The following is an 18,584-nucleotide window of genomic DNA, read 5'->3' as shown; positions in this document are numbered from 1 at the left end:
GCAAGCAAAAAGCGGCGTGAAACTCCAAGGATGCTCTTTGCCCGGAAGCGACTTAAGATGATCCGCACACAGATTTCAACACTTGACAAGCGGGAGCCAGTGAGACTCAGGACAAGGACCTCCCCTCAGTTTTCTTCCATTGTCCGCAACCTGACAGACGGCGGATGGAGGGATCAGGCCTTCTCATCCTCGATCATGTGCTTGGACATGAAGGGGGCATTGGCGATGGCGAAGAGGAGTGTCAGCGGCAGAAGGCCGAAGACCTTGAAGTTGACCCATTGATCGGTCGGCACGCTGCGCCAGACGATTTCGTTCAGCACCGCGAGGCAGAGGAAGAACACGCCCCAGCGGATCGAAAGTGTACGCCAGGCGGCCTCGGTGAGCTTCACCGCCTCGCCCATCACCAGCTTCAGATAGCTGCGGCCGAAGGCAACGCCGCCGAGCAGTACGGCACCGAACAGCGCATTGATAAGTGTCACCTTCACCTTGATGAAGAGATCGCTGTGAAGCCACAGGGTGAGGGCGCCAAAGATCGCCACAAAGACGGCGGAGACCAGCGGCACCATGGCAATCTTGCGGGTGAGCGCCCAGGACACGGACAGCGAGATCGCCGTCGCCACCATGAAGATGCCCGTGCCCCAGAAGATGCCGGCCTTCCAGTTGCCGATGAAGAAGGCCACGAGCGGGCCCATCTCGATCAGCAGCTTCATCCCCTGCCCCATCTTGGGGCTCGTGGTCAGGCTCATGCGTCCTCCAGTCCGGCAATGGCGCGCGCAAATCCCTCGGCATCGAAGGGCTGCAGATCCTCGATGGCCTCACCCACGCCGATGGCATGAACTGGGATCTTGAACTTCTCTGCAATGGCCACGAGGATGCCGCCGCGCGCCGTGCCATCAAGCTTGGTCATAATGAGGCCGGTGACGCCCGCGACCTTGGTGAAAATCTCGGCCTGGGCCATGGCATTCTGGCCCGTGGTGGCATCGAGCACCAGGAGCACGGCGTGGGGGGCTGCTTCATCCTGCTTCTTGATGACGCGCACGATCTTGTCCAGCTCGTCCATCAGATATTGTTTGTTCTGCAGGCGGCCGGCGGTGTCGATGAACAGGATTTCGGTGCCATCCTGCTTTGCCTCGGCAATGGCATCAAAGGCGAGGCCCGAGGCATCCGACCCCGTGGGCCGGGACATGACCTTGGCGCCGATGCGCGCGCCCCAGACATTGAGCTGCTCGATGGCCGCCGCGCGGAACGTGTCACAGGCGGCGAACATCACGCTGAAGCCCTCACGCCGCGCGATGGCGCCAAGCTTGCCGATGGTGGTGGTCTTGCCCGCGCCATTGACGCCGACGACGAGAATGATGAAGGGTTTCTCCGCCCCGAAGCGGAAGGGCACTTCCACCGGCTTCAGCACCTTTGCGACTTCGGCTGCAAGGATCTGCTTCACCTCTTCGGGGTCGATTTCCTTGTCATAGCGGCCGGTGGCAACCTCACGCAGGATTCGCTCCGCCATGGGAAGCCCCAAATCCGCCTGCAGCAGCACGTCTTCCAGATCCTGCAGCGTCGCCTTGTCGAGCTTCTTCTTGGTGAAGATCGAGGTGATGGACCCGGTGATGCTGCGCGAGGATTTGGACAGGCCCTCGCTGAGCTTGGAAAACCAGCCAATGCGGCTTTCAGGTGCGGGCTCAACGGCAGCGGTGATGATGGGCTCAGGCTGTGCTTCGGGCTCAGGTTGGGTGTCCGGTTCCGGCTCCGGCAGCGGTTCTGATTCCGGAGCAACCTCTTCCGCCTGCTCTTCGGCAGGGGGCGGCGTCTCGTTCTCCGGCTTGCCGGTAACGCGGTTGAACAGCTTCTTGAAAAAACTCATGCGGCGAGCCTGGCCTCGAGATGGGACGCGCCGCGGCCTGTGACCTGCGCGCTGACGATGGCGCCCGGCGCCATGCGGCTTTCGAACTTCACCTGGGCGAAATGTTCCGTGCGGCCCATGGCCTCGGTTTCCACCAGCACCTGGCGCATGGCGCCCAGCTCGGAGGTCAGAAAGGCATCAAGCCGCGCCTCACCCTTCTGGCGGAGCAGTGCGGCGCGTGCCTTGATCAGAGGCTTCTCCAGCTGCGGCATGCGCGCGGCGGGCGTGCCGGGACGGGGCGAGAACGGAAACACATGAAGATAAGTGAGGCCGCAGTCATCGACGATCCGCATCGAATTCTCGAACATCTCCTCGGTCTCGGTCGGGAAGCCTGCGATGATATCGGCCCCGAACACGATGCCGGGGCGCCTGGCCCTGAGCTCCGCGCAGAAAGCAATGGAGTCCTCACGCGCATGACGGCGCTTCATGCGCTTCAGGATCATGTTGTCGCCGGACTGGAGCGAGAGATGAATATGCGGCATCACCCGCTCTTCACCTGCGATTACATCCATCAGCTCCGGGTCGGCCTCGATCGAATCGATGGACGACAGCCGCAGCCGCTTCAGCTCAGGCACGGTCTTGAGAATGCGGTGAGCGAGCTGGCCGAGCTTCGGTGCGCCATCAAGGTCAGCTCCCCAGGAGGTGAGGTCCACGCCCGTCAGCACCACTTCGGAATAGCCCGACGCCACGAGGCGGCGCACCTGCTCCACCACATCCCCCGGCGAAATGGACCGGGAATTGCCGCGGCCAAAGGGAATGATGCAGAAGGTGCAGCGGTGGTCACAGCCATTCTGCACCTGGACGAAGGCGCGGGTGCGCTCTTTCAGGCCGTCGATCAGATGCGGCGTTGCAGTCTTGACCGACATGATGTCCGACACGGAGACGCGCGCATTGGCGCCGTGCCGCCAGCTTTCGGGCTTCAGCTTCTCTTCATTGCCGATGACGCGGGAGACTTCCGGCATGGCGGCAAACATCTCAGGCTCGGTCTGCGCGGCGCATCCGGTGACGATGATCTGCGCATCGGGGTGTAGCGCCCTGGCCTTGCGGATCGCCTGGCGTGCCTGGCGGGTGGCTTCCGCCGTGACCGCGCACGTGTTGAAGACGATGGTATTGGACGCACCCGCCGCCTCTGCGTGACTGCGCATCACTTCGGTCTCATAGGTGTTGAGGCGGCAGCCGAAGGTGACGAAATCCATCTTGCTCATGGCTTCAGGCCACCAGATGGGACGGCAGCACGCCATCGAATTCATATTCGACGGGGCCTGTCATGATGATGTGGCCATCACTGGCGCGGATCTCCATCAGGAGATCACCACCGGGCAGTGTGATGGTGGCCCGGGCATCCAGCCGCTTCAGCCGGAAACCCGCAGCCATGACGGCGCAGGCGGCCGTGCCGCAAGCCTTGGTGAGCCCGGCACCGCGTTCCCACACGCTGATCACGGCATGATCCCTCGCGTCGATCCGCGCCAGCGTGATGTTCGCGCGCTTCGGAAACAGCGGGTGATGCTCCAGCATGGGCCCGATCTTCGAGAGATCGACGACGCCCAGATCCTTCACCCAGAAAATGCAATGCGGATTGCCGACATTCACCACCGATGGCCGGTCAATGAGCGGCGCCTCGACGGGACCTACATGGAGATCGATATAGCGCGTATCGTGGAATTTCTCGGAGAGCGGAATATCCTGCCAATCGAAACGCGGCGCTCCCATATCGACGGTGACCAGCCGGTCCCCGCCCTTCTCCGCCACCAGGAATCCGCCCTTGGTATCGATGGTGGCACGGTTCGCCTTCTTCTCGTCGAACAGAATATCGGCGATACAGCGCGTGGCGTTGCCGCAGGATTCGACCTCGCCACCCTCATTGTTCCAGATGCGCATGGTGACGTCCGCCCTGGACGAAGGTTCGAGCACGATCAGCTGGTCACAGCCAATGCCGGTGGCGCGGTCCGCAATGGCGCGCGCCTTCGCCTCATCCATGGCGAGGGGGCGGCGGCGCGCATCGAACACGACAAAGTCGTTTCCGAGCCCGTTCATCTTGCGGAAATGGAGAGGAGAGGCCTCAGTCATGCCCGGCCTTATATGGGAAAAGGCCGGGGGATTGCTAGACCGGCGATCAATGCTAGCCTGTTTCGGAACAAGGAGAGGCAATTCGGATGGCGGTGCGGGACTTCAGGAGTGAACTGGTTGGCTCCTTCTCAGAGGGCTCCAACGGTAATCCGACGGTGGCAATGATCGAGGCCGCCTTCCGGCACCATGGCCTCAACTGGCGCTATATCAATTGCGAGGTGCCGCCTGCGGGCCTGGCAGATGCCGTCAAGGGGGCCCGCGCCATGGGCTGGCGGGGCTTCAACCTGTCGATCCCGCACAAGGTGGCGGTGATCGCGCATCTGGACAAGCTGGGGGAAAGTGCGGCCATCATGGGGGCCGTCAATTGCGCGGTGAACCGGGAGGGAGTGCTCATCGGCGAGAATACCGACGGCAAGGGCTTCCTGAAATCGCTGCTTGAGGTGGTGGACCCCCGCGGCAAATCCATCGTGATGTTCGGCGCGGGCGGTGCGGCCCGTGCCATCGGGGTCGAACTGGCCCTTGCCGGCGCCAAGGACATCACCATCGTCAACCGTTCGGCGGAACGCGCCCAGCCTCTGGTCAAACTATTGAATGAGAAGACGAAAACGCCTGCTGAATTGGTGGTATGGCCGCGGCCCTACCGGATCCCTGACGGCACAGACATTGTAGTGAACGCCACCTCCATCGGGCTCGGCAATGGCAACCAGCCGCTGGACATCGACGTCACATCGCTCAAACCCCAGATGGTGGTGGCCGACGTGATCGTGGACCCGCCCGACACCCGCTTCCTGCGCGACGCCAAATCCCAGGGCTGCACCACGATTGACGGGCTGGGCATGCTGATCAACCAAGGGGTGATCGGCGTCAAATACTGGACCGGGATTGACGCCGACCCAGCTGCAATGCGGGCGGAACTGGAGGCAATTTTCGGCGGCTGATCCCCCGTCAGAGGTGCGCGATCTCCTCATCTTCGCAGCTTCGGCCTGCGTCAGTGAGGGCGTCCTCGAGGAACTCTGAAAGGAGCGGCAGGCCCAGAAGGTAATCCGCCGTGCGGCTGTTATGGGCAGCGGCAGCCTGGGCGCGCGCGTCCTGCCATTCCGCAAGGTCAAAATCGCCGCGCCCGACCCAGGTGAGGGCCACCAGATCAATCTGCTGGTCCTCATCCATGGCATTGACGAAAGAGCGGATTTCCTGGGCCACCGGATCATCGCCGCGCGCTTCCAACACGCTGACCATCCGGTCATCTGAGCCATTGGAGGCTGGGTCCGAGATGGTGGGCACATCCTTTACCTCGAACTGGCGGGCCTTCGTAATGATGAAGCAGACCTGTTCGGTGGAGACATTGAATTCAATGTCGGGCGTCTGATCGGAAATCATGGGGGCTCCCTCGGCTGAACGGGTAACAACGCCTGGCGGCCCCCCGGGTTCAGCCCGTCCGGAAATTTGACTTGCAAGCGCTGTTCATCTAAGGGCTCTTCCATCACACGACGGCTTGAACGTCTTCAGGCAGTTTCACACATGGGGTTCTGACATTCCCGGGAGGTGAGGCGGCCAACATCCGGCAGCGAGAATCGCCCCCGGGTGCGTTTTTCGTTTGTGCCGAAGGGAATGGAACATGTTTGACACCTTAAGCGACCGCCTGTCGGGCATTCTGGACAAGATCACCGGACGCGGTGCGCTGTCGGAATCCGACGTCGAAGAGGCCCTGCGCGAAGTGCGCCGGGCGCTGCTCGAGGCGGATGTGGCGCTCGAGGTGGTCCGGACCTTCACCGACAAGGTGCGCGAGAAGGCAGTTGGCGCCGAGATCGTCAAATCGGTTAAGCCCGGCCAGATGGTGGTCAAGATCGTCCACGACGCGATGGTCGAGACGCTTGGCGGGTCCGAAGGCTCTGCCCTCAACCTCCGCGCTTCGCCGCCGGTTGCGATTCTGATGGTGGGCCTGCAAGGCTCCGGTAAGACCACGACCACGGCGAAGATCGCCAAGCGCCTGACCGAGCGTGACAAGCGCCGGGTGCTGATGGCCTCTCTCGACACGAGGCGCCCAGCCGCTCAGGAGCAGCTCGCGATCCTTGGCCGCCAGGTGAAGGTCGACACGCTGGCGATCATCCCCGGCCAGCAGCCGGTCGAGATTGCCAGGCGCGCCATGTCGGAAGCCCGCAAGGGTGGTTATGACGTGGTGATGCTGGATACGGCGGGGCGGTTGGCCATCGATGAGGAACTCCTCGCCGAGGCCGCCAGCGTGCGCGACATCGTGAAGCCGAACGAAACGCTTCTCGTGGCCGATGCGCTGACCGGCCAGGATGCGGTGAACCTCGCCCGCGCCTTCGACGAAAAGATCGGCATTTCCGGCATCGTGCTGACGCGTATCGACGGCGATGGCCGCGGCGGTGCTGCCCTCTCCATGCGCGCCGTGACGGGCAAGCCCATCAAGCTGACGGGCACGGGCGAAAAGCTGGACGGCCTCGAGGACTTCCACCCGGAGCGTATTGCCGGCCGCATCCTCGGCATGGGCGACGTCGTCTCGCTGGTCGAGAAGGCCGCACTCAACATCGATCAGGACAAGGCCCGCAAGATTGCGGAGCGCATGAAGAAGGGCGCTTTCGACCTTGACGATCTGGCCGACCAGCTGAAGCAGCTGCAGAAGCTCGGCGGCATGGGCGGGGTCATGAATCTGCTGCCCGGCATGGGCAAGATCAAGAAGCAGATGGAGGGCATGGATCTCGACAACAAGGTGCTGAAGCGCCAGATGGCCATCATCGGCTCCATGACGCCCCATGAGCGCCGGAACCCCAAGGTGATGGACGCCCGGCGCAAGAAGCGCGTGGCCGCAGGCTCCGGCACCAAGGTTGAGGAGATCAACCGCCTGCTCAAGATGCACCTGCAGATGGCTGCGATGATGAAGCAGATGGGCCAGGGCAAGGGCATGTTCGGCAAGATGATGGGCGGCGGCAAAGGCGCGCCCGATGCGGCTGAACTCGAGCGCATGCAGGCCGAGCTTGCCAATCTCGACCCCAATGCGCTGCCGGAAGAATTGAAAGAGATGATGAAGGGCGGTTCGCTGCCGCAAATGCCAGGCCTCCCCGGCCTTGGCGGCGGCAAGCTTCCGGGCCTTGGCGGCTTGCCGGGCCTCGGTGGTGGATCACCCTTCAAGGGTTTGCCGGGTTTCGGCAAAAAGAAGTGAAGCAATCAGTGTACGGACATTAAAGGAGATACCCATGGCCGTGAAGATGAGACTGTCGCGTGCGGGCACGAAGAAGCGCCCCTACTACCATATCGTGATTGCCGACGCGGCTGCGCCCCGTGACGGCAAGTTCATCGATGTGGTCGGGTCCTTCAACCCGATGCTGAAGAAGGATGATGCCAACCGCGTCAAGCTCGACAGCGAGAAGGCCGCCGAATGGCTGAAGAAGGGTGCGCAGGCCACCGACCGCGTGCTGCGTTTCCTCGACAAGGCTGGCCTCGTCAAGCGCGAGCCCCGCAACAACCCGCAGAAAGCACTGCCCGGCAAGAAGCGCCTCGAGCGCGAGAAGGCCGCTGCCGCCGCTGCCGCCGCCAACGGCTGAGCCCCGACCGATGGCGCCGCGTGACATGGTTCTCGTCGGCGCCATTACCGGTGCACATGGCATCAGGGGCGAGGTGAAGCTCAGGAGCTTCACCGACGACCCCGCGGCCATCGCCAGCTATTCGCCGCTTGAGACGGCGAAAGCTGCGAAAATCGAGATCGTGAAGTTGCGCCCGCAGAAGGACGGCTTCCTCGCCATCCTGAAGGGTGTGACGGACCGCAATGCCGCGGAGGCGCTGAGAGGTACGGAACTGTTCGTGCCCCGTGAGCGCCTGCCCATCCCGGAAGACGACGAAGTCTATGTTCATGACCTCATCGGCTTGTCCGTTCACCTGGCCGACGGCTCGCTTTTGGGCGAGATCGTCGACGTGGCGGATTACGGCGCAGGCGACCTGATCGACGTCAAGGTCGAAGGCCGGAAGGACACGGTGCTGATTCCTTTTGCCAGCCAGTATGTTCTGGAAGCAAACGGGGAGAAAATCGTGGTGGACCTGCCCGAGGGCTTTCTCGACGTGGAGGAGAAGCGATGAGCTTCAAGGCCACGGTGCTGACCCTGTTTCCGGAGATGTTTCCGGGGCCGCTTGGCATCTCCCTTGCGGGGCGGGCTCTGGAACAGGGCATCTGGTCGCTGGAGGCACGCGACATCCGCGCCTCGGCCACCGACCGGCACCGGACGGTGGACGACCACCCGGCTGGAGGTGGTGCGGGCATGGTGCTGAAGCCAGACGTGCTGGCCGCCGCCATCGACGCCGCACCCCAAGAGGGCCCGCGGTTGCTGATGAGCCCGCGCGGTCAGCCGCTGACGCAGGCACTGGTGCGCGAACTCAGCGCGGGGCCTGGTTGCCTCATCATCTGCGGCCGGTTCGAGGGCGTGGACGAGCGGGTGATCGAGAAGCGCGGGCTCCGCGAGGTTTCGATCGGGGATTACGTGCTGTCGGGCGGTGAGCCCGCGGCCATCGTGCTGCTGGATGCCATCGTCAGGCTGCTTCCCGGCGTGATGGGAAGCAAGGCCTCGGGCGAGGAAGAAAGTTTCGAAGGGGGGCTACTGGAGCACCCGCATTATACCAAGCCCAACAGCTGGGAAGGTGTTGAGATTCCGGGGATTCTTCTCTCCGGCGACCACAAGGCGATTGCCCGGTGGAAGCAGGAGAAGCGCGAAGCCCTGACACGCGAAAGACGGCCTGATCTCTGGCGCAAGCCCGAATCGGGAAAGATTTGATTTTGGACCGGGTTGGGGCTATAGGCCCCCATCCCTTTAAGGAAGACAGTCATGGATATCATCGCTCAGATCGAGAAAGAGCAAGTCGCCGTCGTGGCCGCCCAGCGCGCCGTGCCGGAATTCGGCCCCGGCGATACGGTCATCGTCAATGTGAAGGTCAAGGAAGGCGAGCGCTCGCGCGTGCAGGCCTATGAAGGCGTGTGCATTGCCCGTTCCGGCGGCGGCATCAACGAGAACTTCACGGTTCGCAAAATGTCCTATGGTGAAGGCGTGGAGCGTGTGTTCCCGATCTATTCGCCGATGATCGACTCGATCAAGGTCGTCCGCCGCGGTGCCGTGCGCCGCGCCAAGCTCTATTACCTGCGTGGCCGCACCGGCAAGTCGGCGCGTATCGCCGAAAAGCAGAAGGCCATTGGCCTGGCTCCGGCCGCGGCCAAGACCGCCGACTGAGCACTCAGGCTTCGGCCGCATATTTTTTTTCGAGAAGGGCCGGAACATTTCCGGCCCTTCTTTTTTATGTTGTCTACTGAACAGATCATCCTGCATCGGGCTTGACGGGCGCAGGAACAGAACCGAGGCTCGCAGGACTGGCCGCATCACGCCCGCAACCGGCGATTCAGGGAGAGGACATGAAGGCGTCGACCTTGCCCCGGAAGCGGCTTCCGGCAGCCTGGGCCGTTTTGGCAGTCGCCCTTGCTTTGCTCTTCGTGCTCGTCTCCGCCGTCGTGCTGATCGCGTGGAACAGCTACGGCGATGCCGTGGACCGTTCCCGCGCGGAGGTTACATCCGCCACACAGGTCGTCTCCACGCATGTCGAATGGCTGACGACCGCCAGCTTGCTCAGCATCGACGAACTCGATCACATCGTGGGCGACGATGTGAGCATGTTGCGCCCGGGCGGGCGCGAGGAGCTGAAACTCCACCTCCGCCACATGCCGCCGGGCGTCACCCTGTCCCTCGCGGATGCCACGGGACAGATCGTCTATTCGGAAGGTGGGGCCAGCACCCCGTTGACGGCGGAAGCCGGCCTGACACTGGACCAGCTCACGCATGAGCGGCCCTGGTATGTATCCGCGCTGGTGGCTGAAAGCGGGGGCGGGGGAAAAGTGTTCCTCGTCGCGCGGCGGATCGAGCGTAACGGCAAGCTGATCGGCGCGGCCATCGTGAAGATCCCCGTCGAGGTGATGTCCGTGGTGTGGCGTTCACTGAATCTCGGGCCCGGATCCACCGTGGGGCTGCTGCGTGATGACGGATGGCAGGTAGCGCGCCACCCCCCTGTCGAGAAGCCGGTCAACCTCGCCAATTATATTCTGTTTACAGACTATCTGCCGCGCAATGAGGTGGGCGTCTACGATGCCGTCTCCCCGATTGACGGTGAACAGCGCATCGTTGGGTATCGCAAGGTGCCCAATGCTCCGCTGGTGGTGATCGCCTCCATTGCCAGGCCCTATGCCATGACGAGGCTCCGCGATCAGATGGAACAGCTGGCGCTGTTCCTTGTGCCGGTGATGATCGGTCTGGGCGTGCTGTCGATCTGGGTGGTCAGGCTTCTGAACCGCGACGAGCAGATGCGGGCCAATCTTGCCGCCGCCGCTGAACGCAACAATTTGCTGATGCGCGAAATCCACCACCGCACCAAGAATAACTTGCAAAGCGTCGCCTCGCTGATGAAGCTGCAGCCGATTGCGGAAGATGCGAAGTCCGACATGACGGCCCGCATCGCCGCGATGAGCGCGCTCCATGAGCAAGCCTACCGCTCCGACCAGTACAGCGACGTGAACCTGATGGAATATCTGCTCACCCTCGCCGGGACGATCCGCAAGACAGCACCGGATGGGGTTACCATTCACACGGATCTGACAGCGGCCATCGTGGACCGGGATCTGGCGCAGCCTTTGGGGCTGATCGCCAATGAAGTGATCAGCAATGCGATGAAACATGCCTTCCGGGATCAGGGCAAGGGAACGATCACCCTGAAGCTGCACTTCATCGCCCCGGAGCGCGCCGAGCTGGTGATCCAGGATGACGGTGGAGGCTTTACCCCGACGGGAACCGAATCCGGAATGGGAAGCAGGCTCATCCGCGCCTTTGCCCAGCAGCTCGGAAATGACTATAGCTATACACGCGATGGCGGCACGCGATTTGCCATTCGCTTTGCCGCAAAGCCCGGAACCCTCGAAGACACATGACAGACGCCCATTTTACCCAGAACCGCCTCAACTGGGATGACCGCGCCGCAATCCACATCAAGGATGAGGCAGGCGGCTACCGGCTCGACGCATTTCTTGCCGGCGCCGACAATCTTCATGACACGGAGCACGCGGAGATCGGCGATGTGGCGGGCTTGCGGATTGCGCATCTGCAATGCCATTTCGGCATCGACACGCTGTGCCTCGCACGGCGCGGGGCGAGTTGCGTGGGTCTCGATTTTTCGCCAAACGCGATTGCAGGAGCGCGCGATCTGCAGCAGCGAACCGGGCTCGACGCCAGTTTCATCGAAGGCAACGTCTATGATGCGCGGGCGCTGATCGAAGGTGATTTCGACATGGTCTATGTGACCTGGGGCGCCATCGGCTGGCTGCCGGACATCGCGCGCTGGGCCAAAACGGCCGCCTCGCTGCTGAAGCCCGGCGGCAGGCTCTATCTGCTCGAGGGCCATCCCTTCTTCATGCAGATGGATGAGACTGCGCCTGGCCTGCGGCTGGGCTTCGACTGGCGAACCCCGCCCGATGAGCCCATCACCATGAGCACGGAGACCACCTACACCGGCGACACCGCAAAAATCGCCCACCCCGTGACGTATGAGTGGCTGCACCCGGTTTCCGAAGTGGTGAACGCCGTGATCGGCGCGGGCCTGACGCTTGAACGGCTCAACGAACACGAGACGCTCGCCTGGCAGTTTGCCCCCTGGATGGTGCCGGTGGAAGGCCGCCGCCAGATGTGGGTGCTGCCGGAGGGCATGCCCCGCATGCCGCTTTCCTATTCAATTCAGGCGCGGAAGCCCTTCTAGCCGTCAAGCGAGCGGTTGCGGACAACGGTGACGGTGCAGGGCGCCTCTGCCGCCACCTTGGCTGAAACGCTGCCGAGGAACTTCCGCATGGCGGAGTTGGCGCGCGCACCCATTACAACGTGATCGACGTTGTTGACACGCGCATAGTCCAGAATGGCGTCCGCCGGATCGATCGCCTCCAGCACGTGAAAGGTCAAGCGCCCCTGGGAGAGCGCCATCGGCCGCGCCCAGTCCTTGAGGGAGACGAGGCGCTGTACGTGCTTGTTGTTGCCCTTCTCATCCAGCGACTGGTCCATGGCGATGCGGTTGAGCTTCAGCACGTTGAGCACGGCAAGGCGCGCCTGCGGTGAACGCTCCAGAATGCGGAGTGCCGTGTTGCGCAGTTTTTCGGCGAGCGCTGGTGTCATGTCATCCAGATTGATGGCAACGGCGACGATGGGCGCATCCGAAGCCTCTTCCTCGCGGTCCGGCGGCTTGTCGATCAACGTCATGGGCGGTTCGCCCTTGCGCTTCAGCACCGCAAAGAAGCCATCCTTGCTGAGCTTCTCTGCACGGGCGCTGAGCTGCACCTGGCCGGGATTGCGCAGATCATGGGCGAGCTGTGCCGCGGTGGGGTAACGCCGCCCGGCCTTCACCTCCAGGCAGCGCAGCACGATTTCCTGAAACCAGGGCGGAATGTCCGGCCGCAATATTCGTGGCGGAACCGGATCCCGCCACAGCCGCTGCTTGAGGCCCTTGAGCTTCTGCGGATCACCGAACGGTCTCGTTCCGGTGGCGAAGAAGTACATGAGGCAACCGAGCGCGAAGAGATCGCTTCTGGGGTCGCTGCGGATGCCCATCACCTGCTCCGGCGCCATGTAGGGTGCAGTCCCATAGGGCAGCCGGAATTCCTCCTGCAGCAGGTCCGGCAGCTCACGGTGATGTGCCAGGCCATAATCCACCATCACCGCTTCACCCGTCGGACGGAACATGATGTTGGAGGGCTTGAGATCGAGGTGGATCACCCCCTGGCCGTGGAGCGCATCCAGCGCGTCAGCAATGTGCGCACCCAGGGCCGCAACTTGATCGACCGGCAGCGGCAGCGATTTCAGCTGCGGCAGTAGTGTTTCTCCAGCGAGTTTCTCCATCACGATATAGGGCTGGACTGCAAAATCGCCATTGGCGATATGCCGGGGCACATGCGGACCCTTGAGACGCGGCATAATCATCTGTTCCATCTCGAAGCTCACGATGGCTGCAGGGTCCTCTCCTTCCTGCAACACGGGGATCTTCATCAGATAGGCTTCGGGGTCACCTTCACGTGTCACCTCCCACAGGCTGGCCATGCCACCACGGTGAACGAGATCGCCTACGAGAAAGCCGTCCAGTCTGGTGCCGCTTTCGAGTCTGGTCTTGGCCATGGGATATCAGGTTCCACTGCTGAGGCGCTGCGCCAGTTGCTCCGGAAGGCCGGCGTCGCGAATACGCTGGGCCGTCGCTTCATAATCATAGGAGGCACGGCGGTAGGTGAGATCGCGGCTTGCCGTGTCATAGGTGAGGAAGGACGCAGCCGGATTGCCATCCCGCGGCTGGCCCACCGAGCCTGCGACTGCCAGCCAATGGCGCTGAGGGCTCAAGGGCACGGTAGAGTCTGTCACCGGCGTATGGGCAATCACCTTCGCCGTGGCGGTGAGGCAGTAGAGCCGCGGCCGGTGCACATGTCCACAGAAGGTAACGCGCTGGGGCACCGCCATGATGGACTGCATCGCCGCCAGCGCATCGAGCACATAGATCCAGCCCTCCGGCTTCGACGCATCGGCATGGACGAAGAACGCGTCTTCCAGTACTGCTTTCATCGGCAATGTGCTGAGAAACCGGCGCGAGGATTCCGAGAGGCGGGGCGCCGTCCAGGCGATGGCTGCCGCGGCAACGTCATGCATCGACGATTTTTGCCCGAGTGCTGCCGCATCATGGTTGCCCATCAGGCAGATGGCCCCCTGGGAGGCGAGATCCGCCACGCGCTGCGTTACGGCTTCAGGGTCCGGCCCATAGCCCACGATGTCGCCCAGGAAGACGAGACGGTCCACCGCATGGCTTTCGAGGGCCGCAAGACATGCGTCCAGCGCCAGCTCATTGGCATGCACGTCGCTCATGATGCCGAGCAGCATTGGCGTCCTCCCATATCTCCGCTTCGCACGCCCGTTAGATCCGGTCCTTGAACTGAATCAAACTTGCAAAAGCAAAACGGCCGCATGGGGGTGTCCCATGCGGCCGCCATTGTCTCACATCCTCCGCCGTCAGCGGTGGATATCGACGTTGCGGGTATCCTTCACGAACAGCAGGCCAATGATCAGCGTCATGCCGGCGATGATGATCGGATACCAGAGGCCCGAGTAGATGTTGCCGGTCGCCGCCACAATCGCGAAGGCGAAGGTGGGCAGCAGGCCGCCGAACCAGCCATTGCCGATGTGATAGGGCAGCGACATGGAGGAGTAGCGGATGCGGGTCGGGAACATTTCGACCAGCATTGCGGCGATCGGCCCGTAGACCATGGTGACGTAGAGCACCAGAACCCACAGCAGGAAGACGACCATCGGCGTGTTGATCCGGGCAGGATCGGCCTTGGCCGGGTAGCCTGCGGCCTTCAGCGCACCGCTGAGGGCGGTGTTGAAGCCCTCCGTCAGGCCAGCACCGAAGCCTCCGGCCTTGACGGCCGAATCAACCACCGTGCCCAGGGCTGCGGTCTTGTCAGTGGCATTCTTGAAGGCGTCCGACGCCATGCCGGCTGCGATGAGGCCCGCCAGCGTCTTGTTCTTCGTCGGATCGTCATTGGCGCGGCCGTCCTTAAGGCCCGCCGCCGTGACGAAATCGGTGATCTGCTGGTCGGCGGCTGTTGCCGCGGCAGCGATTCCGGTTTCTCCGGCGGCTTTAAGCGAGGCGCTGAGTTCCTCGTTCTTGGCCTTGGACTGTTCGCTGATCTGGCCAGACGAGAAGGACGGCACGACCACATCGCCGATCTTCACCTGTGCCGCACCTGCAGGACCCGCCACATTGATGTAGGGCACGCCAGCCTTGACCAGCGCTGTCTTGGCGATGTCGCAGGCGGAGGTGAACTTCGAGGTGCCGACCGGGTTGAACTGGAACGAACAGTCGGCCGGGTCAGCCACCACAGTCACTTGCGATTTGGCCATCGCCTCATAGAGGGCTGGATTCGCATTCTTGGTGATCTGATCGAAGATGGTGAAATAGGTCGCGATCGCCAGGAAGCAGCCCAGCATGATGATGGGCTTGCGGCCGATCTTGTCCGACAGCCAGCCGAAGAACACGAAGAAGGGCGTGCCGAGGGCAAGCGAAGCGGCGATCATCAGATTGGCTGAAACGGGATCGACCTTCAGCGTCTGGGTGAGGAAGAACAGCGCATAGAACTGCCCGGTGTACCAGACCACGGCCTGGCCGGCGGTAAGACCAAACAGCGCCAGGATGACGATCTTGAGGTTGCTCCAGTTGGCAAAGGCCTCGGTGAGCGGCGCCTTCGAGCCCTTGCCTTCTTCCTTCATCTTCTGGAAGACCGGCGACTCGTTCAGCTTGAGACGGATCCACACCGAAATCGCCAGCAGGATCGCCGAGAGCAGGAACGGAATGCGCCAGGCCCATGTATCGAACTCGGGCCCGAAATAGGTGCGGCAGCCGAGAATCACGAGGAGCGACAGGAACAGGCCGAGCGTTGCCGTGGTCTGGATCCAGGAGGTGTAGAGACCGCGCTTGTTGTCCGGCGCATGCTCAGCCACGTAAGTTGCGGCACCGCCATATTCACCGCCCAGCGCCAGGCCCTGCAGCACGCGCAGCAGCACGAGGATGATGGGCGCAAGGATGCCGATCGTGGCATAGGTGGGAAGCAGACCCACGCCGAAGGTCGAGAGACCCATGATCAGGATGGTAATGAGGAAGGTGTGCTTGCGGCCGACGAGATCGCCCAGCCGTCCGAACACCAGAGCGCCGAAGGGACGCACGATGAAGCCGGCGGCGAAGGCGGCGAGCGCGAAGATGAAACCCGCCGTCTCATTGACGCCGGAGAAAAATTGCTTGGCGATGATCGCGGCGAGCGAGCCGTAAAGATAGAAGTCATACCACTCGAACACCGTGCCAAGGGAGGAGGCGAAGACGACCATCGTCTTCCCCTGGTCAAGGTCACCCTTGACGTGACCTGCTGTCGTGTTTGCCATGTGTCTCCCCTTTGAAGCGCGATGCGGACGGCCTCGCGCAGTTGCCTGGATGGCAGGCCTCTCCCAAGGCCAGCCCATCCTTGCCCGAATTCATATCGGCAAAGGAGCCACGGTTTTATTGGACTTTCGCAGGGAGTGGGGAGGAATGTTTTCGCAGCTGCGGTATGTTGCTGATTTCAAAGGCTGGATTGTAAAACGCTGGACGAGATTACCCTTCGACGTGCAGCTGACCTATCATCGGGCAGAGTGTGAAGCGGCCATGAGACTGCTGGATGATGCCGATGTCATAGCGGCCTGGAGCAAGTGAGGCCGGGAGCAGACGGGAGAAGCCGAGGTCGCCGTCCTCCGGGACCCCGAGACGCCTGCTCTCGTCCAGCCGGGGAACAGCCAGCGTATCGACATAGGCTGGCGGCTTTCCCGCCGTGCTGAGCATGAGGAAGACAGCATCCGCGGCGGCCGGCGAAGCACCGCCCGTGGCACTCCACCCAGACAACCGGATGACCTTGGCATCTCCACGGACCTCAACCCCGGCTGCTTCAATCGCTCCGAGGCAGGGCCCCGGTTCGGCACTTGCGGAATAGTCCCTTCCAGGCACGGCCATGGCACATCCATTTGTCTCGCCCACCTTCCATGGGCCCTGGCTGTCGGCCCATGCGATCAGCTGAGCAATCTCCGGCCTGCGAGTGGCACATGAAACGACGGCACCCAGTCGTCCCCTTTCAACATAGTCTTGTGGCCGGGCGATCACCTTGTCGTAGGAAGGAAACCAGTTCGGGACCGTGAAGGATTTTCTCTCCGAGAGATAGGCAAATGTCGAGCTCCAGTCATTGCCGAAAGCCACAAACTGGCCATCAGGTGGAAGCTCCCGTTTGAGGACTTCACCAATAGCCACGGCTTTCTGGTTGCGGTCGAATGTGGTGGCAATTGCTGGCAGATAGCTCATCCCCAGCATCGCATAATTCGTGGCGACGAGAGCGAGAAGCAGCAGAAATGCTGCTCCCTCCCCCTTCCGCGGAACGATGACCGCGCCGATCGCAACGGCCATGGCGTAGATCAGGAACATCACGTTCGATGCCTGATAGTAATCATGAAAAATGTGCAGATTGGCGAAAAGAAAGAGCGGTAGAACGCCCAGTAGAATGGCGCCGGACATGATGTATTTCGTCTGGCGGGGGCAATTGGACAGGAAGCAGAATAACAGAAGTCCGGGACCGAGGATGAGCCCCATGTTCCCGGCGAGGACCCGTATGAGCACAAGTTTGAGCCAGAACTCCAGGGAGACTCGTTGCTCAAGCGTACCCCAATTCCAATGCGCGAGGCTCGCGGATGTGAGGTCAGGTCCCAATGGGTTCAATACCTTCACGGTATCGGTATAATGGGTCCATGCAATCCCAGCAGCCAGGGGGATGAGGACGCAGAGCATAAGCGCCGCGCGTGTTACGGGCTTGGGGGCGGCGGCGCCGTTTCGGAAATTCGCCCACTCCCAGCCGGCAAGAACAGCGCCGAGGACCATCAGGACAGGAAGCCCCGTCGTTGCCTTTTGCAGCATGCAGAGCGACATGAATGCCGAGAACAGCAGCAGATCCCCCAGCCTCCGACCGCCGAGCAGGAAATCGAGGAAGAACTTGATGGCGATGATGGCGAGGAGGAGAGCCGCCGTCTCGATCATCACGCTTCGGCCCCAGAAAACATAGAGGGGCGATGAGAAGGCAAGTGCCGCGAAGGCGGCGAGAACAGCAGGCGGCAGCGACAGCCGCTTGTTGATGGAACGGACAACGGGAATGCACAGTATCAGGCAGGCGAAGCTCATCAGCCTGCCGGCGGTGGCGATGGACAATCCGAGTGTCATCGATAGAGCCGCCACAGCATATTGATAGAAGGGAAACTCAAAAGGAATGGCCCAGGGGTAACCTGCCACGGGCGTTTCATATGCAAGCTTGAAGCCTTCGCGGGTGAACCAAAAGGCCGTCAACGCCGTCTGCGTCTGCCGGAAGCTATGAGCTTCAAGAGTCAGTTGACTGGCAAAGGCGATGGCAAGACACGCCGCGCCTGAAACTGCCAAGATCGCAAGTCCCGCAAAGCTCCACTTCGGCCACTGCGTCCCCGCCGCAAGCATTGGTCAGTCCCTTTCCGCTTTGGCGCTTGCGAGACGCCCAGCCCCGGAGCAGGGCTCGCGGCGCGGCAACCTGCCAGCCAAGATGCCGCTGTGCTCAAATGCGCGATGTTGAAAAGATCGGGCGAAGCGCGTCATATCTCCATAGGCCATTGATATATATGGATCTTCTCCTGCAAAGCTAACCCCTAACTTCCCCTTGCAAGCACCCTGTCGATCACCTATACAACCGCCACCGTGCGGCAGCCCAGGTAGCTCAGTTGGTAGAGCAGCGGATTGAAAATCCGCGTGTCACTGGTTCGATTCCGGTCCTGGGCACCATTTCTTTTTCGGACATGTTCATGTCTCCTAACATCTTGAATGGTGTTGATATTTTTGCGGTTCGATAGCCGTGCCCGCGCACGTATGGCAGTCGCTCGGCAAACACGAGTTTCAGCACGGCGCGGCGGTCCTCAATACGCGGCGAATGCCACAGTTTGCTGGGGTTTCCGAGGAAGTCGAAGGCGGTTCG

17 protein-coding genes and 1 tRNA gene are annotated in these 18,584 nt (G+C 62.1%); 9 read left to right on the top strand and 9 right to left on the bottom strand.

Annotated elements, in window-relative coordinates; translation table 11 throughout:
* Positions 1-173: 173 nt before the first annotated feature.
* The 4 genes from ACO06F_RS13440 to dapF are packed head-to-tail and all read right to left on the bottom strand — an operon-like array spanning position 174 to position 3,967.
* Positions 174-746 carry a septation protein A gene (locus tag ACO06F_RS13440; protein WP_421693258.1) on the bottom strand — a complete coding sequence of 191 codons (573 nt, stop codon included), beginning with the start codon at positions 744-746 and terminating at the stop codon, positions 174-176.
* Positions 743-1,861 (bottom strand): signal recognition particle-docking protein FtsY, encoded by a 1,119-nt coding sequence (ftsY, locus tag ACO06F_RS13435; protein ID WP_421693257.1) that lies wholly within the window; start codon positions 1,859-1,861, stop codon positions 743-745. Before ftsY ends, ACO06F_RS13440 begins: the two co-directional genes overlap by 4 nt.
* Positions 1,858-3,105 carry a tRNA (N(6)-L-threonylcarbamoyladenosine(37)-C(2))-methylthiotransferase MtaB gene (gene mtaB / locus ACO06F_RS13430; RefSeq protein ID WP_421693256.1) on the bottom strand — a complete coding sequence of 416 codons (1,248 nt, stop codon included), beginning with the start codon at positions 3,103-3,105 and terminating at the stop codon, positions 1,858-1,860. The genes ftsY and mtaB overlap by 4 nt, the downstream gene beginning before the upstream one ends.
* Before the next feature lie 4 nt (positions 3,106-3,109).
* Positions 3,110-3,967, bottom strand: a complete 858-nt coding sequence (dapF, locus tag ACO06F_RS13425; RefSeq protein WP_421693255.1) for a diaminopimelate epimerase — start codon at positions 3,965-3,967, stop codon at positions 3,110-3,112.
* A gap of 86 nt (positions 3,968-4,053) precedes the next feature.
* Between dapF and aroE the strand changes: the two genes are divergently transcribed.
* Positions 4,054-4,905: a shikimate dehydrogenase gene (gene aroE, locus ACO06F_RS13420; protein WP_421693254.1), complete on the top strand. Its 852-nt coding sequence runs from the start codon at positions 4,054-4,056 to the stop codon at positions 4,903-4,905.
* A 7-nt stretch (positions 4,906-4,912) separates the two neighbouring features.
* Here aroE and ACO06F_RS13415 read toward each other — a convergent pair whose 3' ends face one another.
* Positions 4,913-5,344: a DUF3775 domain-containing protein gene (locus ACO06F_RS13415; protein ID WP_421693253.1), complete on the bottom strand. Its 432-nt coding sequence runs from the start codon at positions 5,342-5,344 to the stop codon at positions 4,913-4,915.
* A 238-nt stretch (positions 5,345-5,582) separates the two neighbouring features.
* On the opposite strand from ACO06F_RS13415, the gene ffh reads away from it, so the two are divergent.
* The 7 genes from ffh (at position 5,583) to ACO06F_RS13380 (ending at position 11,758) form a co-directional block, all read left to right on the top strand.
* Positions 5,583-7,148 (top strand): signal recognition particle protein, encoded by a 1,566-nt coding sequence (ffh, locus tag ACO06F_RS13410; RefSeq protein WP_421693252.1) that lies wholly within the window; start codon positions 5,583-5,585, stop codon positions 7,146-7,148.
* A 34-nt stretch (positions 7,149-7,182) separates the two neighbouring features.
* Positions 7,183-7,530, top strand: coding sequence for a 30S ribosomal protein S16 (gene rpsP / locus ACO06F_RS13405; protein ID WP_421693251.1), 348 nt, complete (start codon positions 7,183-7,185; stop codon positions 7,528-7,530).
* 10 nt (positions 7,531-7,540) lie between these two features.
* Positions 7,541-8,059: a ribosome maturation factor RimM gene (rimM, locus tag ACO06F_RS13400; protein ID WP_421693250.1), complete on the top strand. Its 519-nt coding sequence runs from the start codon at positions 7,541-7,543 to the stop codon at positions 8,057-8,059.
* On the top strand, positions 8,056-8,748 hold the full coding sequence (gene trmD / locus ACO06F_RS13395) for a tRNA (guanosine(37)-N1)-methyltransferase TrmD (protein ID WP_421693249.1): 693 nt from the start codon (positions 8,056-8,058) through the stop codon (positions 8,746-8,748). Before rimM ends, trmD begins: the two co-directional genes overlap by 4 nt.
* A 51-nt stretch (positions 8,749-8,799) precedes the next feature.
* Positions 8,800-9,198: a 50S ribosomal protein L19 gene (gene rplS, locus ACO06F_RS13390; RefSeq protein ID WP_421693248.1), complete on the top strand. Its 399-nt coding sequence runs from the start codon at positions 8,800-8,802 to the stop codon at positions 9,196-9,198.
* A 179-nt stretch (positions 9,199-9,377) separates the two neighbouring features.
* Complete coding sequence (locus ACO06F_RS13385) at positions 9,378-10,937, top strand: sensor histidine kinase (RefSeq protein WP_421693247.1); 1,560 nt, start codon at positions 9,378-9,380, stop codon at positions 10,935-10,937.
* Positions 10,934-11,758: a class I SAM-dependent methyltransferase gene (locus ACO06F_RS13380; protein ID WP_421693246.1), complete on the top strand. Its 825-nt coding sequence runs from the start codon at positions 10,934-10,936 to the stop codon at positions 11,756-11,758. Before ACO06F_RS13385 ends, ACO06F_RS13380 begins: the two co-directional genes overlap by 4 nt.
* Here ACO06F_RS13380 and ACO06F_RS13375 read toward each other — a convergent pair.
* From ACO06F_RS13375 to ACO06F_RS13360, 4 genes are all read right to left on the bottom strand, one after another.
* Positions 11,755-13,158 carry a protein kinase domain-containing protein gene (locus ACO06F_RS13375; RefSeq protein ID WP_421693245.1) on the bottom strand — a complete coding sequence of 468 codons (1,404 nt, stop codon included), beginning with the start codon at positions 13,156-13,158 and terminating at the stop codon, positions 11,755-11,757. The genes ACO06F_RS13380 and ACO06F_RS13375 overlap by 4 nt on opposite strands.
* 6 nt (positions 13,159-13,164) lie before the next feature.
* A complete protein-coding gene (locus tag ACO06F_RS13370; protein ID WP_421693244.1) occupies positions 13,165-13,905 on the bottom strand; it encodes a metallophosphoesterase family protein in 741 nt (246 codons plus the stop codon).
* Positions 13,906-14,034: 129 nt separating this feature from the next.
* The gene (locus ACO06F_RS13365) at positions 14,035-15,960 is read right to left on the bottom strand and encodes an MFS transporter (RefSeq protein WP_421693243.1); all 1,926 of its coding nucleotides are present in this window, start codon (positions 15,958-15,960) and stop codon (positions 14,035-14,037) included.
* 208 nt (positions 15,961-16,168) lie between these two features.
* Positions 16,169-18,076, bottom strand: coding sequence for a hypothetical protein (locus ACO06F_RS13360; protein ID WP_421693242.1), 1,908 nt, complete (start codon positions 18,074-18,076; stop codon positions 16,169-16,171).
* Between the two features lie 242 nt (positions 18,077-18,318).
* Here ACO06F_RS13360 and ACO06F_RS13355 point away from each other — a divergent pair.
* Positions 18,319-18,394 (top strand) — tRNA-Phe (locus ACO06F_RS13355).
* The last annotated feature ends 190 nt before the right edge of the window (positions 18,395-18,584 follow it).

Source organism: Aestuariivirga sp., assembly GCF_965227715.1.
Taxonomy (GTDB): Bacteria; Pseudomonadota; Alphaproteobacteria; order Rhizobiales; family Aestuariivirgaceae; genus Aestuariivirga.
Note: the sequence above shows the minus strand (reverse complement) of the source record. Positions and strands in the feature narration are given on the sequence as shown.